Raw genomic sequence first — 16,951 nt, forward strand, 5'->3', positions numbered from 1 at the left:
GCGCCAAGCAGAACCTGGCGCGCTGGACCTCCACCCGCTCGGTCAAGGAGACCTTCGTCCCGCCGACGGACTACCGCTACCCGCACATGGGCTGAGGTGTCCACACGATTCCCCGGGCTCATCCCCTGTTTGTCGGCAACGGCTGAATTCGGGTTCTGGATCACTTTCCGTGCTGACATGCTGCCGTCACCGACCGTGCCGAGAGAGGATACCGGTCACGCTGCGAGGAGTACCCGCTTGCGCAGGAGGTCCAGGCCGGCGCGGCCGAACATCTGGCGCTTCACCATCTTGATCCGGTTCACCTGCCCCTCCACCACTCCCGAACTGAACGGCAGACTCAACCCCGCCACCACCGCTCCGAGATCAGAACCGATCCCGTTCACGAACGACACCAACTCGGGCAGGTCGGTGGATTTCACGTTGCCGATCCAGTCGACCAGCTGGTCGCGTCCGGGTGGAGCGGCCTGCGGTTCGGCGCCGGATCGTAGGGGCCGCAGGTAGTCTCGCAGGACCGTCAGGCCGCCGGTGTTGCCGGTGGCCTTGATCTCCTCGAAGAGCGTCTTCGCGGTGGTGCAGCCTTCCTGCCACCGCTGGTGGAGGTAGGGCTTGTAGTCGTCCAGAACGCTGGTGCGGCCCTGCCACTTGCCGACCACGAGTTCCTCGGGGATGCCGGCGTGGGCGAACCTGCGTACTGTGCCGCGAGCCAGGTCCAGCCGGCGGCTGATCTCCCGCCGGGACAGGCCCTGGTCGAGCAGCGCGTGGATGGCCTGGTGCAGCTCGCGGGTGCGGTCTGCGTATCGGTGGGCGCCCCTACCCGTCTTCGCCGCCTGGGTGATCTTCTCCAGTTTGGCGAGGGCCGCCGCGGATTCCTCGGGGGTGGGGACGTGGTCGGGTTCGCGCAGTTGGCGGGAGTGTCGGGTGACGCAGCGCTCCACAGCTTCGGTGAGGTTGTGGAACAGGTGCCAGCGGTCAGCGACTTGGACCGCGTTCGGTGCGCCGAGGCGGGCGCCTTCGGCGTAGGCGGGGGCGCGGTCGCGGCAGATGACCTCGACGCCGGGGTGTTCGGTCAGCCAGCGGGCGAGGGTGGCGGCCTCGCGGTCGGGCAGCAGGTCGACGGGGCGACGGGACGACGGGTCTCCATGTTGATCAGCAGGGTGCCGTAGACGTGGCCCTTGCGCAGGGGCGATGCGGGCCGCCCGGGCATCGGCTTGCTGATGTGGTGCACCGGGGCCTCGGCCCCTGCCGTCCCGTGCCCTTGACTCGACGGGCACGGCTGGGTCACCCCGGGCGGTGCGTCAGGAGGCGCGGGATGCGGTCGCCCAGGAGGTGCCAGCCTCCGCGCGTTCGGCGTTCGGTACGCCGGCATCGTGGCCGGCGCACCGTCGGATTCGTTTCGCGGGCAGGCTGGTTCGGGAGACACCTCCTGTCCATGAGTACCGGCGTGCCCTGTCGGCCGCGCGCCGGGCCGCGCCTTCGCACGTGTCGAGAGGGCAGTAGCGGAGGGGTGGGGTACGAACGGCACGGGCAGCCTCGGAGTGACGGTCGGGCGGGGGCCGGCTACCTGGAGGAGGCCCGGTGTTCGAGCGTGGTCGTGGTGTGGTGGGGGTGGGCCGGCGGTGTCGGCGGGTGGTGGCGGTGCCGGGTGTGTTCGCGTTGGGCTGGGGTGTTCTCGGCGGCCCGCTGGGCCCGGCGCAGAGTGCGGCTGCCGTGGGCGCGGGGACGGTGCGGGCCACTGGTGAGCAGGCGTTCACCACAAGGGGTACGTTCACGGTGCCGACGGGGGTGGGCCGGCTCGTCGTGCACCTCTGGGGCGTCGGCGGCGCGGGAGGAGGCGGCGGCCGGGGCGGCAACGGCGGCCTGGGCGACACCCCCCCTGCGGCGCGGACAACGAACCCGGCGCCGCTGGCCAGAGCGGCCAGAGCGGCCAGAGCGGCCGGACCGGCGCTCCCGGCGGCCCCGGTTACGCACTGATCACCTGGTAGATCCGGCCGCCCCGGGATGCGTCCCCGAAGGCCGCATCCCGGGTAACGCCCCGCTTCAGTCGGTTGTCGCGCAGGGAGAACAGGTCTCCGCCGAGGCCGTCGGCGGCCCGTCAGGACCAGTCCGGACGTCCCACGGTGATCTGCCCGTACTTGTACGAGGAGTTGGGGAGGGCGAAGACGTACTCGTGCGGGTCGCTGTGCGCGCTCTCCATCTTGGCCGGGACGCTGTGGTAGCCGAGCGCGTAGAGGTTCCGGGACGGGTTCCAGGTGTTGTAGCAGTAGATGGCGTCGCGCTTGGTGTCCATGTGGGCCGAGGGGATGTTCAGCACGTAGGCGGCGCCGTTGGCACGGGAGGCGAGCGGTTGGTCGTAGGCGTAGACGAAGTTGAAGCGCACGTCGGAGAGCTTGCCCTCGCGCGCCAGCTGCACGGCCGCGTCGGTGATCGCCTTGTGGGTGTCGGTGACCTCCAGCCAGCCCGCGGTGAACTTGTGCGAAGCACCCGGGTACTGCGCCGCGATGGACGCGATCTTCGACTTGACCGTCTTGGTGAACTGGGCGAAGGCGTCGACTCCTCCGTACGGAGAATCGGGGACCTTCAGGTTGATCACCTTGTCGACGCCGAGGACGGCGGCCGAGGCCATGAACTCCGCGGTCCGGGAGGGCACGACCATGCTGACACCGTCGGTCGGCCAGTTCAGTCCGTGGGGGCCGTGGGCCGCGCAGAGGTTCTTCTTGCGCAGCTCGCACTCCATCTTCTTGCCCTCCGCGTCCTTCTCGTTCATGATCCTCGCCAGCCCGTCGTTCTCGCCCTGTGTCACCAGCACCAGGTACACGGGCCGTCCGGCCGCCTTGTGCTCCAGGATCGACCCGGCCAGGCCCAGCACCTCGTCGTCCTGGTGCGGCGAGTAGAAGATCGCCGGGGCGGACGCGGCCGAGGCCTTGCCCCCCGACAGGCCGGTGCCCAGGAGCGTCGCCCCGGCCAGCGCGCCCGCCGTCAGCACCCGCCGCCGGGACAGGCCAGCACCGCCGATGTCGGCCATCGCTGCCTCCTGCCGGCCCCACCGGGGCTCCGTCCCGCCCCGCGCGGAGGGACCCGTTCCGGTCGACGCACGACCGCCACCAGACAGTTCACCCGGCCACGTCGCGGCGGCCGCACCGGTGGCTGGACGGTCGCCAGTGGAAGCGGTGGTATCACGGTGGCGGCGAGGGAAGTGACGATCGGCCATGCGCAGGCTCCTTGGAAAGCGGCGCCACGAGGGCGGCACGGGAAAGGGGAGTCGGAGGTGACGGCGGCCCGTTCCGGGTGAGCCGCCCGGCGGACGAACTGCCCGGTCACGCCCCCGAGACTACGAAGCGCACCCGTCGCCGGGCGTCACCCGTCGGAACGAGGACCGGGTTCCCACTCCGGCCCCGACCCGGTACTCCGCTCCCCGGCCCCGGCCCTCATCGCCGGCGGCGGCACACGGTTGCCCGGTCACCGGGTGCGGCCCTGAGGCGACGTGACCCGGTGAGGGCGCCGCTGCGTCACGGCCCTGCCCGACCTCGGGCCCGCCGCCGGCCCGCCGTCAACGCCGCGCACGCCTACGCCTACGCCCCTGCGCCGGGCCGGTCGGCTGTCGCGGCTCCACCGGGTCTGACGGTGTGCGGTCGGACGGAGGGGCGCCCTGACCCCTGGCACCGCCAGGCCGGCCTGCACACCCTGGGCCCCGTGGGCTGGTTCAGCGTGGGCGGACGTTCCGGAATCGGACGCACCAAGGCCCTGACCGACGAGGAGTAAGCCGTACGGGCAACGCGGCGACGTCCGACAAGGCCCCTGACCGGTGATCGGGGTCGTTCCGCGCCGGGTCCGCAGACGGGAGACGGCCAGGCGGCGCACCCGGCCAGGCCTGCGGCCGTCGTGTTGCCCGCCGTTCCACCTGGTACCCGGCCCAACAGCCGTCCCGGACCGCCGGACGGTCGCCGTACCCCGCCCCGCACTGCCGCGGCCAGGTCGTTGGCCGCGGGGGTCAGCGGGCGGCCGTCACCGTCGCCGCGGAACCGTTCTCGGACAGGACCCGGGGTGCGGCCCGCAGGTAGATGACCGTGCCGATGACCCCGACCAGGGTCCGACCGGGCGGACAACGGACCGAACCGCCTACCGGGTAGCCCAGATCGCCGCGGCTCCGCATACGGCAAGGGACACGAAGACCTGCGCCATCATGGCGGGAGGCCAGGTGTTCTCCTCCGACTCGCCCCTCCGCTGCGCCTCCGTCAGGTTCTGCGCGAACTTCCTGCGGTGGCCGATCATTCCCACCGGGAAGGACACCACCGCGAACGAGTACATGGCGAGCACCGCGGCCGTGTCCATGTGCTTCGCGTAGTGGCTGCCGACCCCGAAGACCGCCATCGCGGCCGGCGCCAGCGCCATGCTGATCCGGTGCGTGGGGGTGGGCATTCCCGGCACCAGGACCGCCCAGAACACCGCCGTCGCCAGGATCGCGAGCCACCACCACGACACCACACCAAGCCCCAACGGATACACCGCGCACCCCCTCGCCCAGGCCGTGGGGCCCCGCGTCGGACGCGGGCTCGACAGCACTGTTCCGTCACGGCCTTTCGAGCACGGCCGATCACTCACAGCCTAGCGATGACCTGGTGAGCCTCCGCGCCTCCGTCACGGTTCCGGGCCGTGTACCGCCGTGTCGGGCGGGACTGGACACTCACACTCAGCACGTGTTCGGCCGGCCGCTGCCGCCCGTACGGCGCGATGGCCTCCTCGAACCGTCCGGTTCGAAGCACGCCCGCACCTGCTCCCCGGCCGGGGAGCCGTCGCTGAGAGTGAAGCGCGCGATGCGGCGGCGCCGGTACCAAGGCTCCGGCGGTATCGGCTGCGGCGCCTAGCCAGTACCGTTCCACGGACGGCCCGGCAGTACCGGAAGGATCCCGTGAACGCGACCGAACTGACAGCGAAGGCACCCTCGATCGCGGCCGCCATGGCCACCGCCGACGTGTCCCCCGGAATCCGGCCGGCCCAGACCCGCTACCGGGCCGCACTCGTCTCCGGCTGGGACATCCCGGCCGGAGCGTCGGTCCTGGAGGTCGGCTGCGGACAGGGCGACACCACGGCCGTCCTTGCCGAGGCCGTCGGTCCGCGGGGCCGGGTGGTCGCCGTCGACATCGCCGATCCCTCGTACGGTGCCCCGGTCACCCTGGGACAGTCGGCGAAACACCTCAAGGCGACGCCGTTGGGCTCCCGCATCGACTTCCGCCTCGGCCTGGACGTCCTCGACGAGGCGGTCACCTTCCCCAACGGCGGGTTCGACCACGTGGTCCTGGCGCACTGCTCCTGGTACTTCGGCTCCCTGGACCAGCTCGCGGCCACCCTCGTCCGGGTCCGCCGCTGGGCGCGGAACCTGTGCTTCGCCGAGTGGGACATCGAACCCCGCTCGGCCGAACAACTTCCCCACCTGCTCGCCGTCCTGATCCAAGGCCAGATCGAGGCGGCCGGCTCGCGGGGCGAGGGCAACGTGCGCACGCCGTTCTCGCGCGAGAGCCTGCTGCGGACCCTCTCGGCGACAGGCTGGAACCCCGCCCCGGCGCAGGCCGTCGACACGACCGCACTCCAGGACGGCGACTGGGAGGTGGACGCCTGCACGACGCTGCTCGACGACGCGCACCGGATGACCCAACTTCCGCGGACCGTAAGGGAGCTGGTGCTGAGCCAGGGGGACGTACTCCGGTCCCTGGCGAAGCACCACGGCAACGCCCCGCTGCCGGCCTACTCACTGACCGCCCGCTGACCACCCGGCGGGCCCGAGGTCGTCCTGGGTGGTCGGGGAGGTCCCGACCTCGATGAACGTCGCGTCGTTGAGCTTCCGGGCCAGGCCGGGCCGGGCCGTGGTGGAGTCGTCCGGGTACCGGGCCCCAGGGATGTCGTCAGCGGCGCGATGTCCCGGCGGTGCCCGCGGCACGGTCGAGCTCGGAACCCGGAAACGGTGTCCACTTGCTCTCCGAGAGCAGCCGGCGGTGGAACCCGTCCAGGACGACGGCGGCTCGGGCATGCCGCTCGATGATCGCGGCGGTCTCGGGCGGAACAGCCTCGGGCTTTCGGCCTGCGATCCACTCCCGGAGGAACACGTCCGCTTCCATGTCGCCCCGAACGCGGTCGACGAGGTGGTGGTGGAGCAGATGGCTCGCGGTGTAGTGGCGGTCGTACGCGAGATGGTCGGTGAGGAACCGATCCTCGTCCGCTGAGAGTTCGAAGCCTGAGCTCAGGGCCAGCCCGAAGTCCGCGAAGTAGATCAGCCGGCCGTCCGTCAGGACGTTGCGGAAGTGGGCGTCGAAGTGCACGAGCCCGTGAGAGCTCATGAACGCCGCACCCCCTGCCAACGCGTCCTCCGCCCACGCGAAGGGGGAGCCACCGCCGGCGGTCACCGCGTTCTCCCGACGCTCGTGCAGCCACGTGGCGAGCGTCTGCGGGACGTGTTCCAGGAACAGCAGCAGGCTGCGGGAGGACCGGCCGATGGCCTCCAGCCGCTCGCGCACGGCCTGCGAGCCTTCCCAGTGGGCGACTGCTCCGTCGATGCCCCCGAACTCGTCCACGAAGCCCTCGGGAGCGGAGTCGGGCAGGACGCGCCAGTGGTACATCAGCGGAAAGCCCTCGTACTCCCTCCCCAGGGCCCAGTGGGTGGTCATGACGTGGGCGGCCAGCTCCCGCCAGGCGCCGAACCCGGCCGATCCCACGCCGTACTGGTAGAACATCGGCAGACCGAAGAGGTTCGCCGTGGACCGGATGTTCTCCGGCCGGGTCTCGACATCCGTCAGCGGCACCCTCTTCACGAAGATCCGTGTCCCGTCGATGTCCAGCTCCGCCGACCTGCCGCCGATGCCGGATCCGACCGGAGGAGCGGACGCCACGACCTCGCCGAGTCGCCGGTCGCTCAGCAGGGACAGGCGGGTGGCGACGGACCCGTAGGCAGCCACACGCGCGGCGTGCCGTGAATCGGAAGGGTGCGTCGACGGCTCCTCGGTGCCCCGGACCAGGGCGTCGGTGATCACCCGAACGTAATCGACTCCCGCCGACGAGGTCTACCTGGGACGGCAAGCAGCCCGACCGCCCCGGCGAAGGCCGCCCCAACCAGGGGCCGGGAAGGTGCTGGTTCGGCTCCGGGGCGCGGTAGTTGAGGCCCGGACGGTCAAGCCCGGCGAGTCCTGAGCCCGATGGCTCGCTGAGCGGTCATCCCCGCCGTCACCGCTACCGAACCGCCTCTGCCACCGCAATAGATCAACCATCGACATATCTCAACGATTGATCTATGGTCACGCCATGGCACATCCTCAACTACAGGAGCCGACACGGCTCGTGCTCACCGCGCTGGCCGACGAGCCCCGGCACGGATACGCGATCCTCCAGGAAGTCCTGGCGATCACCGAAGGCCGGACCAAGATGCTCACCGGCACCCTCTACACGGCGCTGGACCGCCTGCTCCAGCAAGGACTCATCCAGGTCGACCACGAGGAGGTCGTGAACGGACGCCTGCGCCGCAGCTTCGCCCTGACCGAACAGGGCCGGGGCGTCCTGGCCGAGGAGACGCGACGGCTGCGCGCCGGCGCGGTCGAGGCCGAGCGCCGGCTCGCCCTCGGCGGCCTCCGCCCGGCGCTGCGGACGAACGGGGGGACGGCATGACCGACTCGCACCTGCCCGCTGCCGGGCTGCTGCGCCGGCTTCCCCTGCGCGGCCTCTACCCGGCCGGGTACCGTGCCGCGCACGGTGAGGAGATCGCGGCCGTCCTCGCGGAGTCCGTCCGGCACGCCGATCGCCGCACCGCCCTGCGCGAGTGGTCCGTCCTCGCCGCACACGCCCTGCGGCTGCGTACCCGGCTCAGCTCCCGCGACCCTGCGGGCCGGGTACTCGCCGGTGCCGCGCCGTTCCTGCTCGCCGGCGGAGCCGCCCTGGGCGCGGTCCACCTGCTGACCGGGCTGTTTCTCCACAGTTCCCGTACGGGAGTGGTCTCGGCCGCGGTGGGCGCCCCCTGGGGCCTCGCCCTGCTGGGCGCCCTCCTCGGCCGCTGGAACGCGGCCCGGGTCCTCGTCCTGGTCGCCGTCGTGGCGTCCCAGCTCCGTCCGGGGGCGGCGTTCGGCCCGTCCGCGGACCTGCTCGACCTCTGGGCCGCGATGGGCGCCCTGGTGCTGCTCGCGCCGCCCGACGCCGTCGACTTCTCGGCGCGGAACCGCGCCCGGGCCGTGGCCTCGGCGGTCGCCGTCGCCCTGCCGATGAGCGGTATCGCGACCCTGTGGCTGGGCACCTGGCCCGAGAACCACGCCGACGTCGTCTTCCCGCCGCTCCAGCAGATCGCGCTCGACGCCTCCACGGCCTGGTCGGCGCTCGTCATGGCCCTCGCCTACCTCCTGCACCTCGGCAGCCCGGACAGCGACCGCCTACAGACCGCCGGAGTCGCGCTGGCCGTCCTGCCCTGGACGGCCATGGCCGCTCCGCCCCTCTACCGCAACATCCCGATCGACGCCCACGACCTGCTGCGCAACAGCGCCGTGGTCCTCGGCTTCCTGGCCGCCGCCACCGCCGCCGGCGTCCTGCGGCGCACCATGCGGCGCACCTGCCTCGCCGGGCCGGCCCGATCGGGGGCGTCCGACCCGATGTGACGGTCCGGGGCACCTACGTGTCCGGTCCGGGCGGGGTGGCCGCCCGGACCGGGGCGAGGCGGGGTCGGGGGCTCGTCCGCCCGTCTTCCCGTCCGTCCTTCCGGACGAAGGGGCCTGACCATGCCGCGGAGGGCGGCACGAGGGCGGCACGAGGGCGGCACGAGGCCGGCGCGAGGGCGGCGCGAGGGCGGCGCGAGGCCGGCACGAGGGTGGCGCGAGGGCGGCACGGTGGACCCGAGGACACCGCCGAGCAGGCCGCGACCGTTCCGCGGGGTGCCTCTTTTCCCCGTAACCCCTTGACAGGTATAGACCACTCCGCTTGAGTCTGGGGCAGCCCCGCACCGGCCCGCACCCCGGTCGGCCCGTCCCCCACGACGTGCCCCCACCCCGCGGGGCTCGGCTCCCCTGCCCCGACGTCCCTACCTCCACGACCGTGCGGCCCCACACCGCACAAGGGGTGATCAAGTGTCCACGAAACGCCTGCTCGCACTGCTCTCCGCCGTCGCCACGGCGCTGGCGGTGGTCCTGCTGCTGCCCGCGGCCAACGCCAGCGCCGCCGTCTGCGCCGGGCCCTGGAACTCCTCGGCCGTCTACACCGGCGGCGCCGCCGTCTCCTACAACGGCCACAACTGGCTCGCCAAGTGGTGGACCCAGAACGAGCCGCCCAGCACCGGCGGTTCCGGCGTCTGGTCCGACCAGGGCGGCTGCGGCACCGGCCCGACGACGACCCCGACCCCGACGTCGACCGTCACGCCGACGTCCACCAGCACGCCGAAGCCGGGCGCATTCCCCGTCAGCCAGGCCCAGTTCGACCAGATGTTCCCGAACCGGAACCCCTTCTACACCTACCAGGGCCTGATCGACGCCCTCGCCGCCTACCCCGCCTTCGCGGCCACCGGCAGCGACACCGTCCGCAAGCAGGAGGCCGCGGCCTTCCTGGCCAACGTCAACCACGAGACCGGCGCACTGGTCTACGTGGTCGAGCAGAACACCGCCAACTACCCCCACTACTGCGACAGTTCGCAGTCGTACGGCTGCCCGGCCGGCCAGTCCGCGTACTACGGGCGCGGCCCGATCCAGCTGAGCTGGAACTTCAACTACAAGGCGGCCGGCGACGCCCTCGGCATCGACCTGCTGCACAACCCCAACCTGGTGCAGACCGACCCGGCCGTCGCCTGGAAGACCGCCCTCTGGTACTGGAACACCCAGAACGGCCCTGGCACCATGACCCCGCACAACGCGATCGTCAACGGCTACGGCTTCGGCGAGACCATCCGCAGCATCAACGGCTCCCTGGAGTGCAACGGCGGCAACCCGGCGCAGGTGCAGAGCCGGATCAACGCCTACCAGCGCTTCACCCAGCTGATCGGCACCGTGCCCGGCAACAACCTGAGCTGCTGAGCACTTCGGGCCGGTCTGTGAGTTCGTAGAACCCGGTCCGGGCGCTCGGGCATCGTGACGGCGATGCCCGAGCGCAGCAGCGGGTGGCGGACGGCCTTGCCGGAGTGGGGCGTTGTCGCCCAGCGACCGCTCCCGCTCGCGGACGCGCCGGTTTGGTCGTGTAGCCGAACCCGATCGGGGTCGGACGGCCGAACAACACCCGTTCCACCGTGGGCTTCATGGGTGACGTAGCGGATGTGCACCGCGGGTTCAGGCGCGACGGCTCAGCCGGTACGGGCCCAGGTAGTAGGAGAGCGCGGCGTGCGAAGGCCCGTCCGCGATCTGGCCGCCGACCAGCAGCTCGACCACCTCGGCCTCGGTCAGCCACTCCACCCGGCTCGACTCGGACACGTCCTCGGGCTCTCCGGTCCGGGTGCAGCCGGTGACGTGGTAGGCGCGGAAGTGCGCGTCCGAGATCCCGGCCATGGCGTCGTACTCGGTCAGCAGCTCGACGCGGCCCGGGCGCCAGCCGGTCTCCTCCTCCACCTCGCGGGCGACCGCCGCCGCCGGGTCCTCGCCGGGCTCGGCCCATCCGGCCGGGACCTCCCAGCCCCACCGCCCGGTGATGAACCGGTGCCGGTGGAGGAGGAGGAACCGGCCCTGGTCGTCGGTGACGACGGCGGAGGTCGACGCGCGGGGGTAGCGGACGACGTGGTGGTCGATCCGGCCGATGCCCGGGACCTCGACCTCGTCCAGCCACACCTCGACCCAGGGGCTGCCGTAGACCTGCCGGCGTCCGAACGTCTCCCACTTCACGACAGGTCTCCTCACGTGCGTACCAGGTGCGTTCCCGACCCTCTCACGTGCGGGGCAAGCTCCCGTGCCGGACGGTGCGGGGGGCGCTGGAGCCGCCGGACGCGGCCCTTGACCGCCGGTACTCCGGACTGCCGACCGGTCCTGTCGAGGGGATCGTGGCCGGAGCCCGGGAGCCCGAGGCGGCCGCCGGCCATCACGACACGGCCGGCGCGACCCGGACATGTGCCCGCCCGAGTGCGAGCCACGATGATGGACTCGGCCGACACGAGGAGGACTTGATGAGCGGAACCGTCGACCCGAGCGACCAGGGCCGTTGGCGCGCCCAACGCGCACGCGGCACCCGAGGCCCGAACCGTGGGCTGAGACAGCCGCTGATGCCGCCGCCGGACGAGGTGGTGGTGGACGAGGAGGCGGAGGAGACCGAGACACCCCGGCAGTAGCGGGGCGACGACGGAGCGGGGGAGCACCCCCGACAGGGAACCGAACGCGGTGATCCCCGAGATGCCCCTGGGGCCGGTCACCGGGCAGCCTCGGACGCGGGACCCGACTGGTAGTTCGCGAGCTGGACCTGTCGGCGGATCCACTCGCGGGCGGCGGACTCGGAGCCCAGCCTCTGCGCGGCCGCGACGTCGCGTTCCAGGTCCCACACGACCCATTCCTCGGGCCGGCCGCCCCGGCGCTCCGCCCGGCGGGGATCGTAGCGGGCCGCCACACGCTGCCGGCAGGTCAGCCGGTCGCCGTACGACACGCGCACGATCGCGAGGGTGCCGTCATCCAGGGACACGGGCCAGTCGGTGGTCTCGTCGCCGTTCATCCGGTACTCCAGGTCGGCGCCGGAGCTGTCCAACAGTCGCCGCATCGCCTGCCGCTCGTATCCGCTGATCGGCAGTGCGCACACCGCCTGCCGCAGTGTCTCCAGGGCCTCACGAGGCGGCAGCGTCACGGGAACGAGGTGCCCGTCGATCGACACCGTGAGAGGGCCAGTAAGACTCATTCGGCACGCTCCTCGGGCCGGCAGCCCGGGTGCGCGACCACAGCCCAGCCGAGCGGTGCCGTGCCGGGGCCGGTCGGGGTATGAACGTGGCCGGCCGGGACCAGCGGCAGCTCAGGCGAGCCGCACGTCACGCATGCCTCTCCACGGAGCCTCGCCGGGCTGATCACGGCCGGATCCACGGTGAGTGAGTTCAGTGTTGCCGTCACACCGGTTACGATCCCCGCCCGCTCCCCCCGGAAGTGCCACAACCTGTGACACCTACACGGCCCGAGCCCACCGGGCGAGCGCCATCACCCGGGCGTCGCGTCCCCGGGTCAGCCGGACCATCGTTGCCAGCTCGGTCCGCACCTGCCCGTGCTCGCGGACGTGCTGCGGTGCGATCTGCCGGGCGACCAGCAGGCTCTCGACAGCGTGCTGCGGGCGGCCGAGCCGTACCTGGGCCCGCCCGAGGTCGATGTAGTAGTGCGAGCGACGCTCGGCGGGGAGATCCCGGGGCGGGGCCCACCGTGCCGCGGCATCCGCCGCCTCCTGGAGATCCCCCGGTTCCCCGAGCTCCACCGCTACCGCCAGCCGGTGGACCTCCAGGGAGTCCAGCCCCACCGCAGTGCCGTCGTACAACCGTTCCGGCACTCGGCCGGCCAGGACCTCGGCCTCCCGCAGATGGAGCCGGGCGTCGTCGGCCTGCCGCATCCGGCCGGCCACCACCGCGGCCCGCATGTGCAGAGCAGCCGCTGCCGCGGCCAGCCGCTCCGAGGACGGAGCGGGCATCCTGTCGACCGCAGTCCGCAGCGACCGGAGGCCGGCGGCAAGATGACCGGCGGCGAAGTGGGTTTCCGTACGAACGTACGCAGCGGCCGCGTCAAGCGCCGGGTCTCCGGCGGACCCGGACGCCCACCGCATCAACTCCACCAAGCGGCCGCTGAGGTCGTGGTACCCGTACTTGTAAGCCACCGCGTCCGCCGACCGCACTGCCAGCGCCAGAAGCCGGGCGACTTCCTCCTGCTCCCGCCCACGAGCCTGGTCAGCCGCGCGGAACAGCTCCTCCAGCAGGATCGGCATCTGTTCGACGAGATGCGCGTACCGGGCCTCCACTCGGTTCTCGACGGCGGTTTCGACGTCGGCCGCGAGGAGGCGGAGCGGCCGTACCGGACCGTCCGCCGGCAGGTCGTAAGCCGCGATGACCTGGCGCAGAGCCGGGATGGCTTGGTGTACCCGGCTGTCGGTGCGGCGAGGCCCGTCCAGCAGATCCTCCGGGGACGTCCGCACCGCCCGGGCCAGCGCTTCCAGGACGGCGTCGGAGGGCCGACGTTCGCCGTTCTCGACCTTGCGGAGCATGCTGATGCTCACCCCCGAAGCAGCGCAGACCTGTCGGCGCGTCAATGTGGCCGCGTGCCGGGCGGTTTCGATCTGCTGGCCGAGCGCTACAACAGTGGTTCCGGGCATCGGGTGGCTCCGTTTCCGTGGTCGCGCTCGGAACGGTACCGGTGCCAGCACGGCGCCGTGCGGGATCGCCCCGACGGTGCACACCATCGGGGCGATCCCGCTACCGGCTGACGAGCAGATCTGCCAGCTCGGTCAGCGAGCCAACCGTCCAGTCCGCGTCCGGCGCTGTGGTGGTCAGCCCGATCGGGCCGCGGCGAAGGTGCACGGTTCGCAGGCCGGCCGCCCGGGCCGGGGTGATGTCGTTCACCGGGTGGTCGCCGACGTACACGATCTCGTTCGGCTCGCCCGGCGCCCACCTGATCACCCGCTCGAAGAAGCGGGCTGCCGGCTTCGCGACGCCCCACTCGGCCGAGGTGGCGATGGAGTCCGCCGGCAGATCGAGGTCGCGCAGGAGGCTGGACACGGCCGCGTTCTGGTTGCCCGCGATGCCCACCCACAGACCTGCCTCACGCAGCCAAGACAGGGCGGGGCGTACGTCCGGGTAGAGGTCCGTCTCGTCCAGTCGGTCGCCCTGACCGGCCGCCTGCCGGGCCCGCCACTCCGCCGCGACATCCACGCCCGGCCGCACGATCCGAATCGCGTCCGCGTTGTCGCGGCCCTGAGCCAGCACCGAGCCGACCAGAGCCGACATGGTGTGTGTGGGGACGCCGAGCCAGCGGGCCCAGTCACCCCAGTACCTGGTATCGCTGGTGAGGGTCTCGCCGATGTCGAACACCACGGAGCGCAACATGTCGGGCAGCCTAGTGACCTGGCCGTTGCGCGCCCGCGCTCGGCGTCCCTGACCTGCGTTGTCCGACCTCGGCCGTACGATGAGGGCATGCCCACTGCACTGCCGCTGCACGCTGTCGTCGTGGCCGCCGACCGGGCGATGATGGGGGCTCCGCGGCGGGCGGAGACGTGGACGCGGCGCGTCAGGCCTACCTCGCCGCCGGCTGACCCCCGCGGGTGCGGGGAGGACCCTTTGCGACCTGGGGTGATGCGGCGGCTTTGCCATTTCTTTGCGCGAGCCGACGCATCAGCGTCCAGGCGTTGCCCTGTGGGAGTTGTCGAGGTGTCAAAGTGCCTGTGCATCATGCCATGTGACCGAAGGCGGCTGCCCGGGACGGCGGCCCGGGTCCCGCGCCACCGCGCGGGACCCGGCCACCGAGGGGTGGCGCCCCGGTCACTTCGTCAGGCGGGACCAGTCGGCCGGCTGGGCGGGGTCGAGCTGGCGCAGCTTGTCGAGCACCTTGGGGTCCTGGACGTCGAGCCAGTCGGCGACCTGGCGGAAGGAGACGCAGCGGACGCCGTCGCGCTTGCACACGCTCTTCATCACGTCCTCGATGGCCTGCATGTAGATGCCGCCGTTCCAGTCCTCGAAGTGGTTGCCGATGAAGAGCGGGGCGCGGCTGCCGTTGTAGACGCGTTCGAAGCCGGCGAGGTAGCTGTCGCGGGTCTCCTTCTCCCAGGTGTCGTACTTCTTGGGGTCGCCGTTGGTGCTGTTCCCGGACTGGTTGGCCAGGAAGTTGAAGTCCATCGAGAGGCTCTGGGTGGACTTGCCCGAGTACGGGAGCATCTGGAGCGGGAAGTTCCAGATGCCCTCCTTCTTGACGGGCCAGACCTGGAACTCGCCCGGGGAGCTGGCGTCGTAGCGGAAGCCCGTCGCCTTTTCGGCGGGGAGCAGGTTCTTCTGGCCCTCCAGGCAGGGGGCGCGGCCGCCGACCAGTTCCTTGGTGTAGTCGAAGGGGAGTGGCGGGAGGTCCTTGAATCCGGTGTTGGTCTTCCAGTTGGTGACGAAGGAGATCGCCTGGTCGAGTTCGCTCTTCCACTCCTCGGTGCTCCAGTCGCCGCCGCCCTTGGCGTTGCAGAAGTGCCCGTTGAAGTGGGTGCCGATCTCGTTTCCGTCCTGCCAGGCCAGGCGCAGCTGCTCCAGGGTGTCCTTGATGTGGGGGTCGGTGGCGTAGTCGATGGAGGCGGCGCCGGGGTTGTGCTGGGGTGGGTGGTAGAGGGTGCTCTTGGACTTGGGGAGGGTGTAGAGGCCGCTCAGGAAGAAGGTCATCTGGGCGTTGTTCTCGGTGCCGAGTTTGCGGAAGCGGGAGAACAGGCGATCGTCGCCCTCCAGGGCGCCGTCCCAGGAGAAGACGACGAACTGGGGCGGTTTCTCGCCGGGTTTCAGCCGCTCGGGCGTGGGCTGTTTGGGCTGCGGGCCGGTGTCGGAGGTGGAGCCGTCGCCGAGGATCCTGACCTGGCCGTCCCAGGTGGGGGTGGGAACGGGCGGTGGCGGGGCGGGTGTCTCGGACGGAGTGCTCGGCGTGGTGGCGGCCGGGGTGGGGCCGGTGGCGGTGGCGGTGGCCGCGGGTCTGCTCGGTGTGCCGGAGCATCCCGTGGCCAGGGCGGAGGCCCCGAGGACCCCCATCGCCAGCAGGACGGCAGTGCCGCGAGCAGTCCGCACGAGACCCCATTTCTCTGATGTTCGATCAGGTGATGTTCGGAAGGTGATCAATGAATGTGATCATCAGAACACTATTGATCGACCCCTGTCGAGGGATGGCCGGTGTAACCACGACAGGTGGGTGGATTTGAGCAACTCGCTTATGTAGCACGGGATTTGGTTGCAGTGATTGCCGTCACAAATGGGAGGTCCGCCGGGTGCCCGCCGGTCGTCCCGACGCAGCCGGCGACCCGTCAGCGGCGGCGCCGGGACGGGTCGAGGAGGGCGGGCGGGGTGTCGTTCTTCTCGTGTGCCGCGAGGTCGACGCCGGGGGCGACGACGGCGTCGATCGCGTCCAGCACGTCGGGCGTGAGCACGGTGTCGGCGGCGGCGAGTTGGGCGTGCAGGTGGTCCGGGGTGCGGGGGCCGATGAGGGCGCTGGTCACGGCGGGGTGCGCGGTGACGAATCCGAGCGCGAGCTGGATCATCGTCAGGCCGGCGTCCTCGGCGACCGTGGCCAGCTGCTCGACCGCGTCGAGCCTGGCCCGGTTGGCCGGCACGGTGGTGTCGAAGCGCTGCGGCATGAACGTCGAGCGGTTGGTGGTGATCTCCCGGCCCGCGCGGATCGCGCCCGACAGCCAGCCCGAGGCGAGCGGGCTCCACGCCAGCACGCCGAGGCCGTACTCCTCCGTCACGGGCAGCACGTCGGCCTCGATGCCGCGCTGGAGGATCGAGTAGCCGGGCTGCTCGGTGACGTAGCGGCCCAGGTGGTGCTCGCGGGCGGCCCACTGGCCCTGCACGATGCGGTACGCGGGGAAGGTGGAGGAGCCGAAGTAGCGGATCTTGCCCGCGCGTTGCAGGTCGGTCAGGGCGGACAGGGTCTCCTCGTCGCCGGTGCTCGGGTCCCAGCGGTGGATCTGGTAGAGGTCGACGTGGTCGACGCCGAGGCGGCGCAGGCTGCCGTCCAGCGCCGTGACCAGTCGACGGCGCGAGGCGCCCCGGTGGTTGCGCTCCTCGCCCGTCGGCAGACCGGCCTTGGTGGCCAGCACGATGTCGTCGCGGCGGTCGGCGATGGCCTTGCCGATCATCTCCTCCGAGTCGCCGCCGCCGTACACGTCGGCCGTGTCGATCAGGTTGATCCCGGCGGCGATGGCGGCGTCGACGATGGCGGTGGCCTCGTCCTGGCTGGTCCGCCCGATCCTGCCGAAGTTCATCGCGCCGAGTGCGAGGGAGCTGACCTGTACGCCGGTACGGCCCAGGGTGCGGTACTGCATGGCTGTGTTCCTC

General features: G+C 71.6%; 15 protein-coding genes. 5 read left to right on the plus strand and 10 right to left on the minus strand.

Annotated elements, in window-relative coordinates; all coding sequences use genetic code 11:
• Positions 1 to 215 precede the first annotated feature (215 nt).
• From ACIQOW_RS38320 to ACIQOW_RS38330, 3 genes are all read right to left on the minus strand, one after another.
• Entirely contained in the window at positions 216 to 1,271 is a 1,056-nt protein-coding gene (locus ACIQOW_RS38320) for a transposase (RefSeq protein WP_401092459.1), read from the minus strand.
• Positions 1,272 to 2,092: 821 nt separating this feature from the next.
• Entirely contained in the window at positions 2,093 to 3,022 is a 930-nt protein-coding gene (locus tag ACIQOW_RS38325) for a PIG-L deacetylase family protein (RefSeq protein ID WP_401092460.1), read from the minus strand.
• A gap of 1,094 nt (positions 3,023 to 4,116) precedes the next feature.
• Positions 4,117 to 4,416 (minus strand): hypothetical protein, encoded by a 300-nt coding sequence (locus tag ACIQOW_RS38330; RefSeq protein WP_401092461.1) that lies wholly within the window; start codon positions 4,414 to 4,416, stop codon positions 4,117 to 4,119.
• Positions 4,417 to 4,906: 490 nt separating this feature from the next.
• On the opposite strand from ACIQOW_RS38330, the gene ACIQOW_RS38335 reads away from it, so the two are divergent.
• Positions 4,907 to 5,761 (plus strand): class I SAM-dependent methyltransferase, encoded by an 855-nt coding sequence (locus tag ACIQOW_RS38335; RefSeq protein ID WP_401092462.1) that lies wholly within the window; start codon positions 4,907 to 4,909, stop codon positions 5,759 to 5,761.
• 136 nt (positions 5,762 to 5,897) lie between these two features.
• On the opposite strand, the gene ACIQOW_RS38340 is transcribed toward ACIQOW_RS38335, so the two are convergent.
• On the minus strand, positions 5,898 to 6,944 hold the full coding sequence (locus ACIQOW_RS38340; RefSeq protein ID WP_401092463.1) for a protein kinase family protein: 1,047 nt from the start codon (positions 6,942 to 6,944) through the stop codon (positions 5,898 to 5,900).
• Positions 6,945 to 7,287: 343 nt separating this feature from the next.
• Between ACIQOW_RS38340 and ACIQOW_RS38345 the strand changes: the two genes are divergently transcribed.
• From ACIQOW_RS38345 to ACIQOW_RS38355, 3 genes are all read left to right on the plus strand, one after another.
• Positions 7,288 to 7,647 (plus strand): PadR family transcriptional regulator, encoded by a 360-nt coding sequence (locus ACIQOW_RS38345; RefSeq protein WP_401092464.1) that lies wholly within the window; start codon positions 7,288 to 7,290, stop codon positions 7,645 to 7,647.
• Positions 7,644 to 8,621, plus strand: a complete 978-nt coding sequence (locus ACIQOW_RS38350; RefSeq protein WP_401092465.1) for a hypothetical protein — start codon at positions 7,644 to 7,646, stop codon at positions 8,619 to 8,621. The genes ACIQOW_RS38345 and ACIQOW_RS38350 overlap by 4 nt, the downstream gene beginning before the upstream one ends.
• A 465-nt stretch (positions 8,622 to 9,086) precedes the next feature.
• Positions 9,087 to 10,022: a glycoside hydrolase family 19 protein gene (locus ACIQOW_RS38355; protein WP_401092466.1), complete on the plus strand. Its 936-nt coding sequence runs from the start codon at positions 9,087 to 9,089 to the stop codon at positions 10,020 to 10,022.
• A gap of 249 nt (positions 10,023 to 10,271) precedes the next feature.
• Here ACIQOW_RS38355 and ACIQOW_RS38360 read toward each other — a convergent pair whose 3' ends face one another.
• Complete coding sequence (locus ACIQOW_RS38360) at positions 10,272 to 10,817, minus strand: NUDIX hydrolase (protein ID WP_401092467.1); 546 nt, start codon at positions 10,815 to 10,817, stop codon at positions 10,272 to 10,274.
• 278 nt (positions 10,818 to 11,095) lie between these two features.
• Here ACIQOW_RS38360 and ACIQOW_RS38365 point away from each other — a divergent pair, with 278 nt between their 5' ends.
• Positions 11,096 to 11,257, plus strand: coding sequence for a hypothetical protein (locus ACIQOW_RS38365; RefSeq protein ID WP_401092468.1), 162 nt, complete (start codon positions 11,096 to 11,098; stop codon positions 11,255 to 11,257).
• Positions 11,258 to 11,334: 77 nt separating this feature from the next.
• Here the strand turns inward: ACIQOW_RS38365 and ACIQOW_RS38370 are convergent, their stop codons facing one another.
• The 5 genes from ACIQOW_RS38370 to ACIQOW_RS38390 form a co-directional block, all read right to left on the minus strand.
• Positions 11,335 to 11,811, minus strand: coding sequence for a hypothetical protein (locus ACIQOW_RS38370; RefSeq protein WP_401092469.1), 477 nt, complete (start codon positions 11,809 to 11,811; stop codon positions 11,335 to 11,337).
• 258 nt (positions 11,812 to 12,069) lie between these two features.
• Positions 12,070 to 13,254: a helix-turn-helix domain-containing protein gene (locus ACIQOW_RS38375; RefSeq protein WP_401092470.1), complete on the minus strand. Its 1,185-nt coding sequence runs from the start codon at positions 13,252 to 13,254 to the stop codon at positions 12,070 to 12,072.
• A 100-nt stretch (positions 13,255 to 13,354) separates the two neighbouring features.
• Positions 13,355 to 13,984 (minus strand): HAD family hydrolase, encoded by a 630-nt coding sequence (locus ACIQOW_RS38380; protein ID WP_401092471.1) that lies wholly within the window; start codon positions 13,982 to 13,984, stop codon positions 13,355 to 13,357.
• A 432-nt stretch (positions 13,985 to 14,416) separates the two neighbouring features.
• Positions 14,417 to 15,685 (minus strand): hypothetical protein, encoded by a 1,269-nt coding sequence (locus ACIQOW_RS38385; RefSeq protein ID WP_401092472.1) that lies wholly within the window; start codon positions 15,683 to 15,685, stop codon positions 14,417 to 14,419.
• Between the two features lie 233 nt (positions 15,686 to 15,918).
• Entirely contained in the window at positions 15,919 to 16,938 is a 1,020-nt protein-coding gene (locus ACIQOW_RS38390) for an aldo/keto reductase (RefSeq protein ID WP_401092473.1), read from the minus strand.
• Between the last annotated feature and the right edge of the window lie 13 nt (positions 16,939 to 16,951).

The sequence above is a fragment of the Kitasatospora sp. NPDC091335 genome, from assembly GCF_044757205.1.
Lineage (GTDB): Bacteria > Actinomycetota > Actinomycetes > Streptomycetales > Streptomycetaceae > Kitasatospora.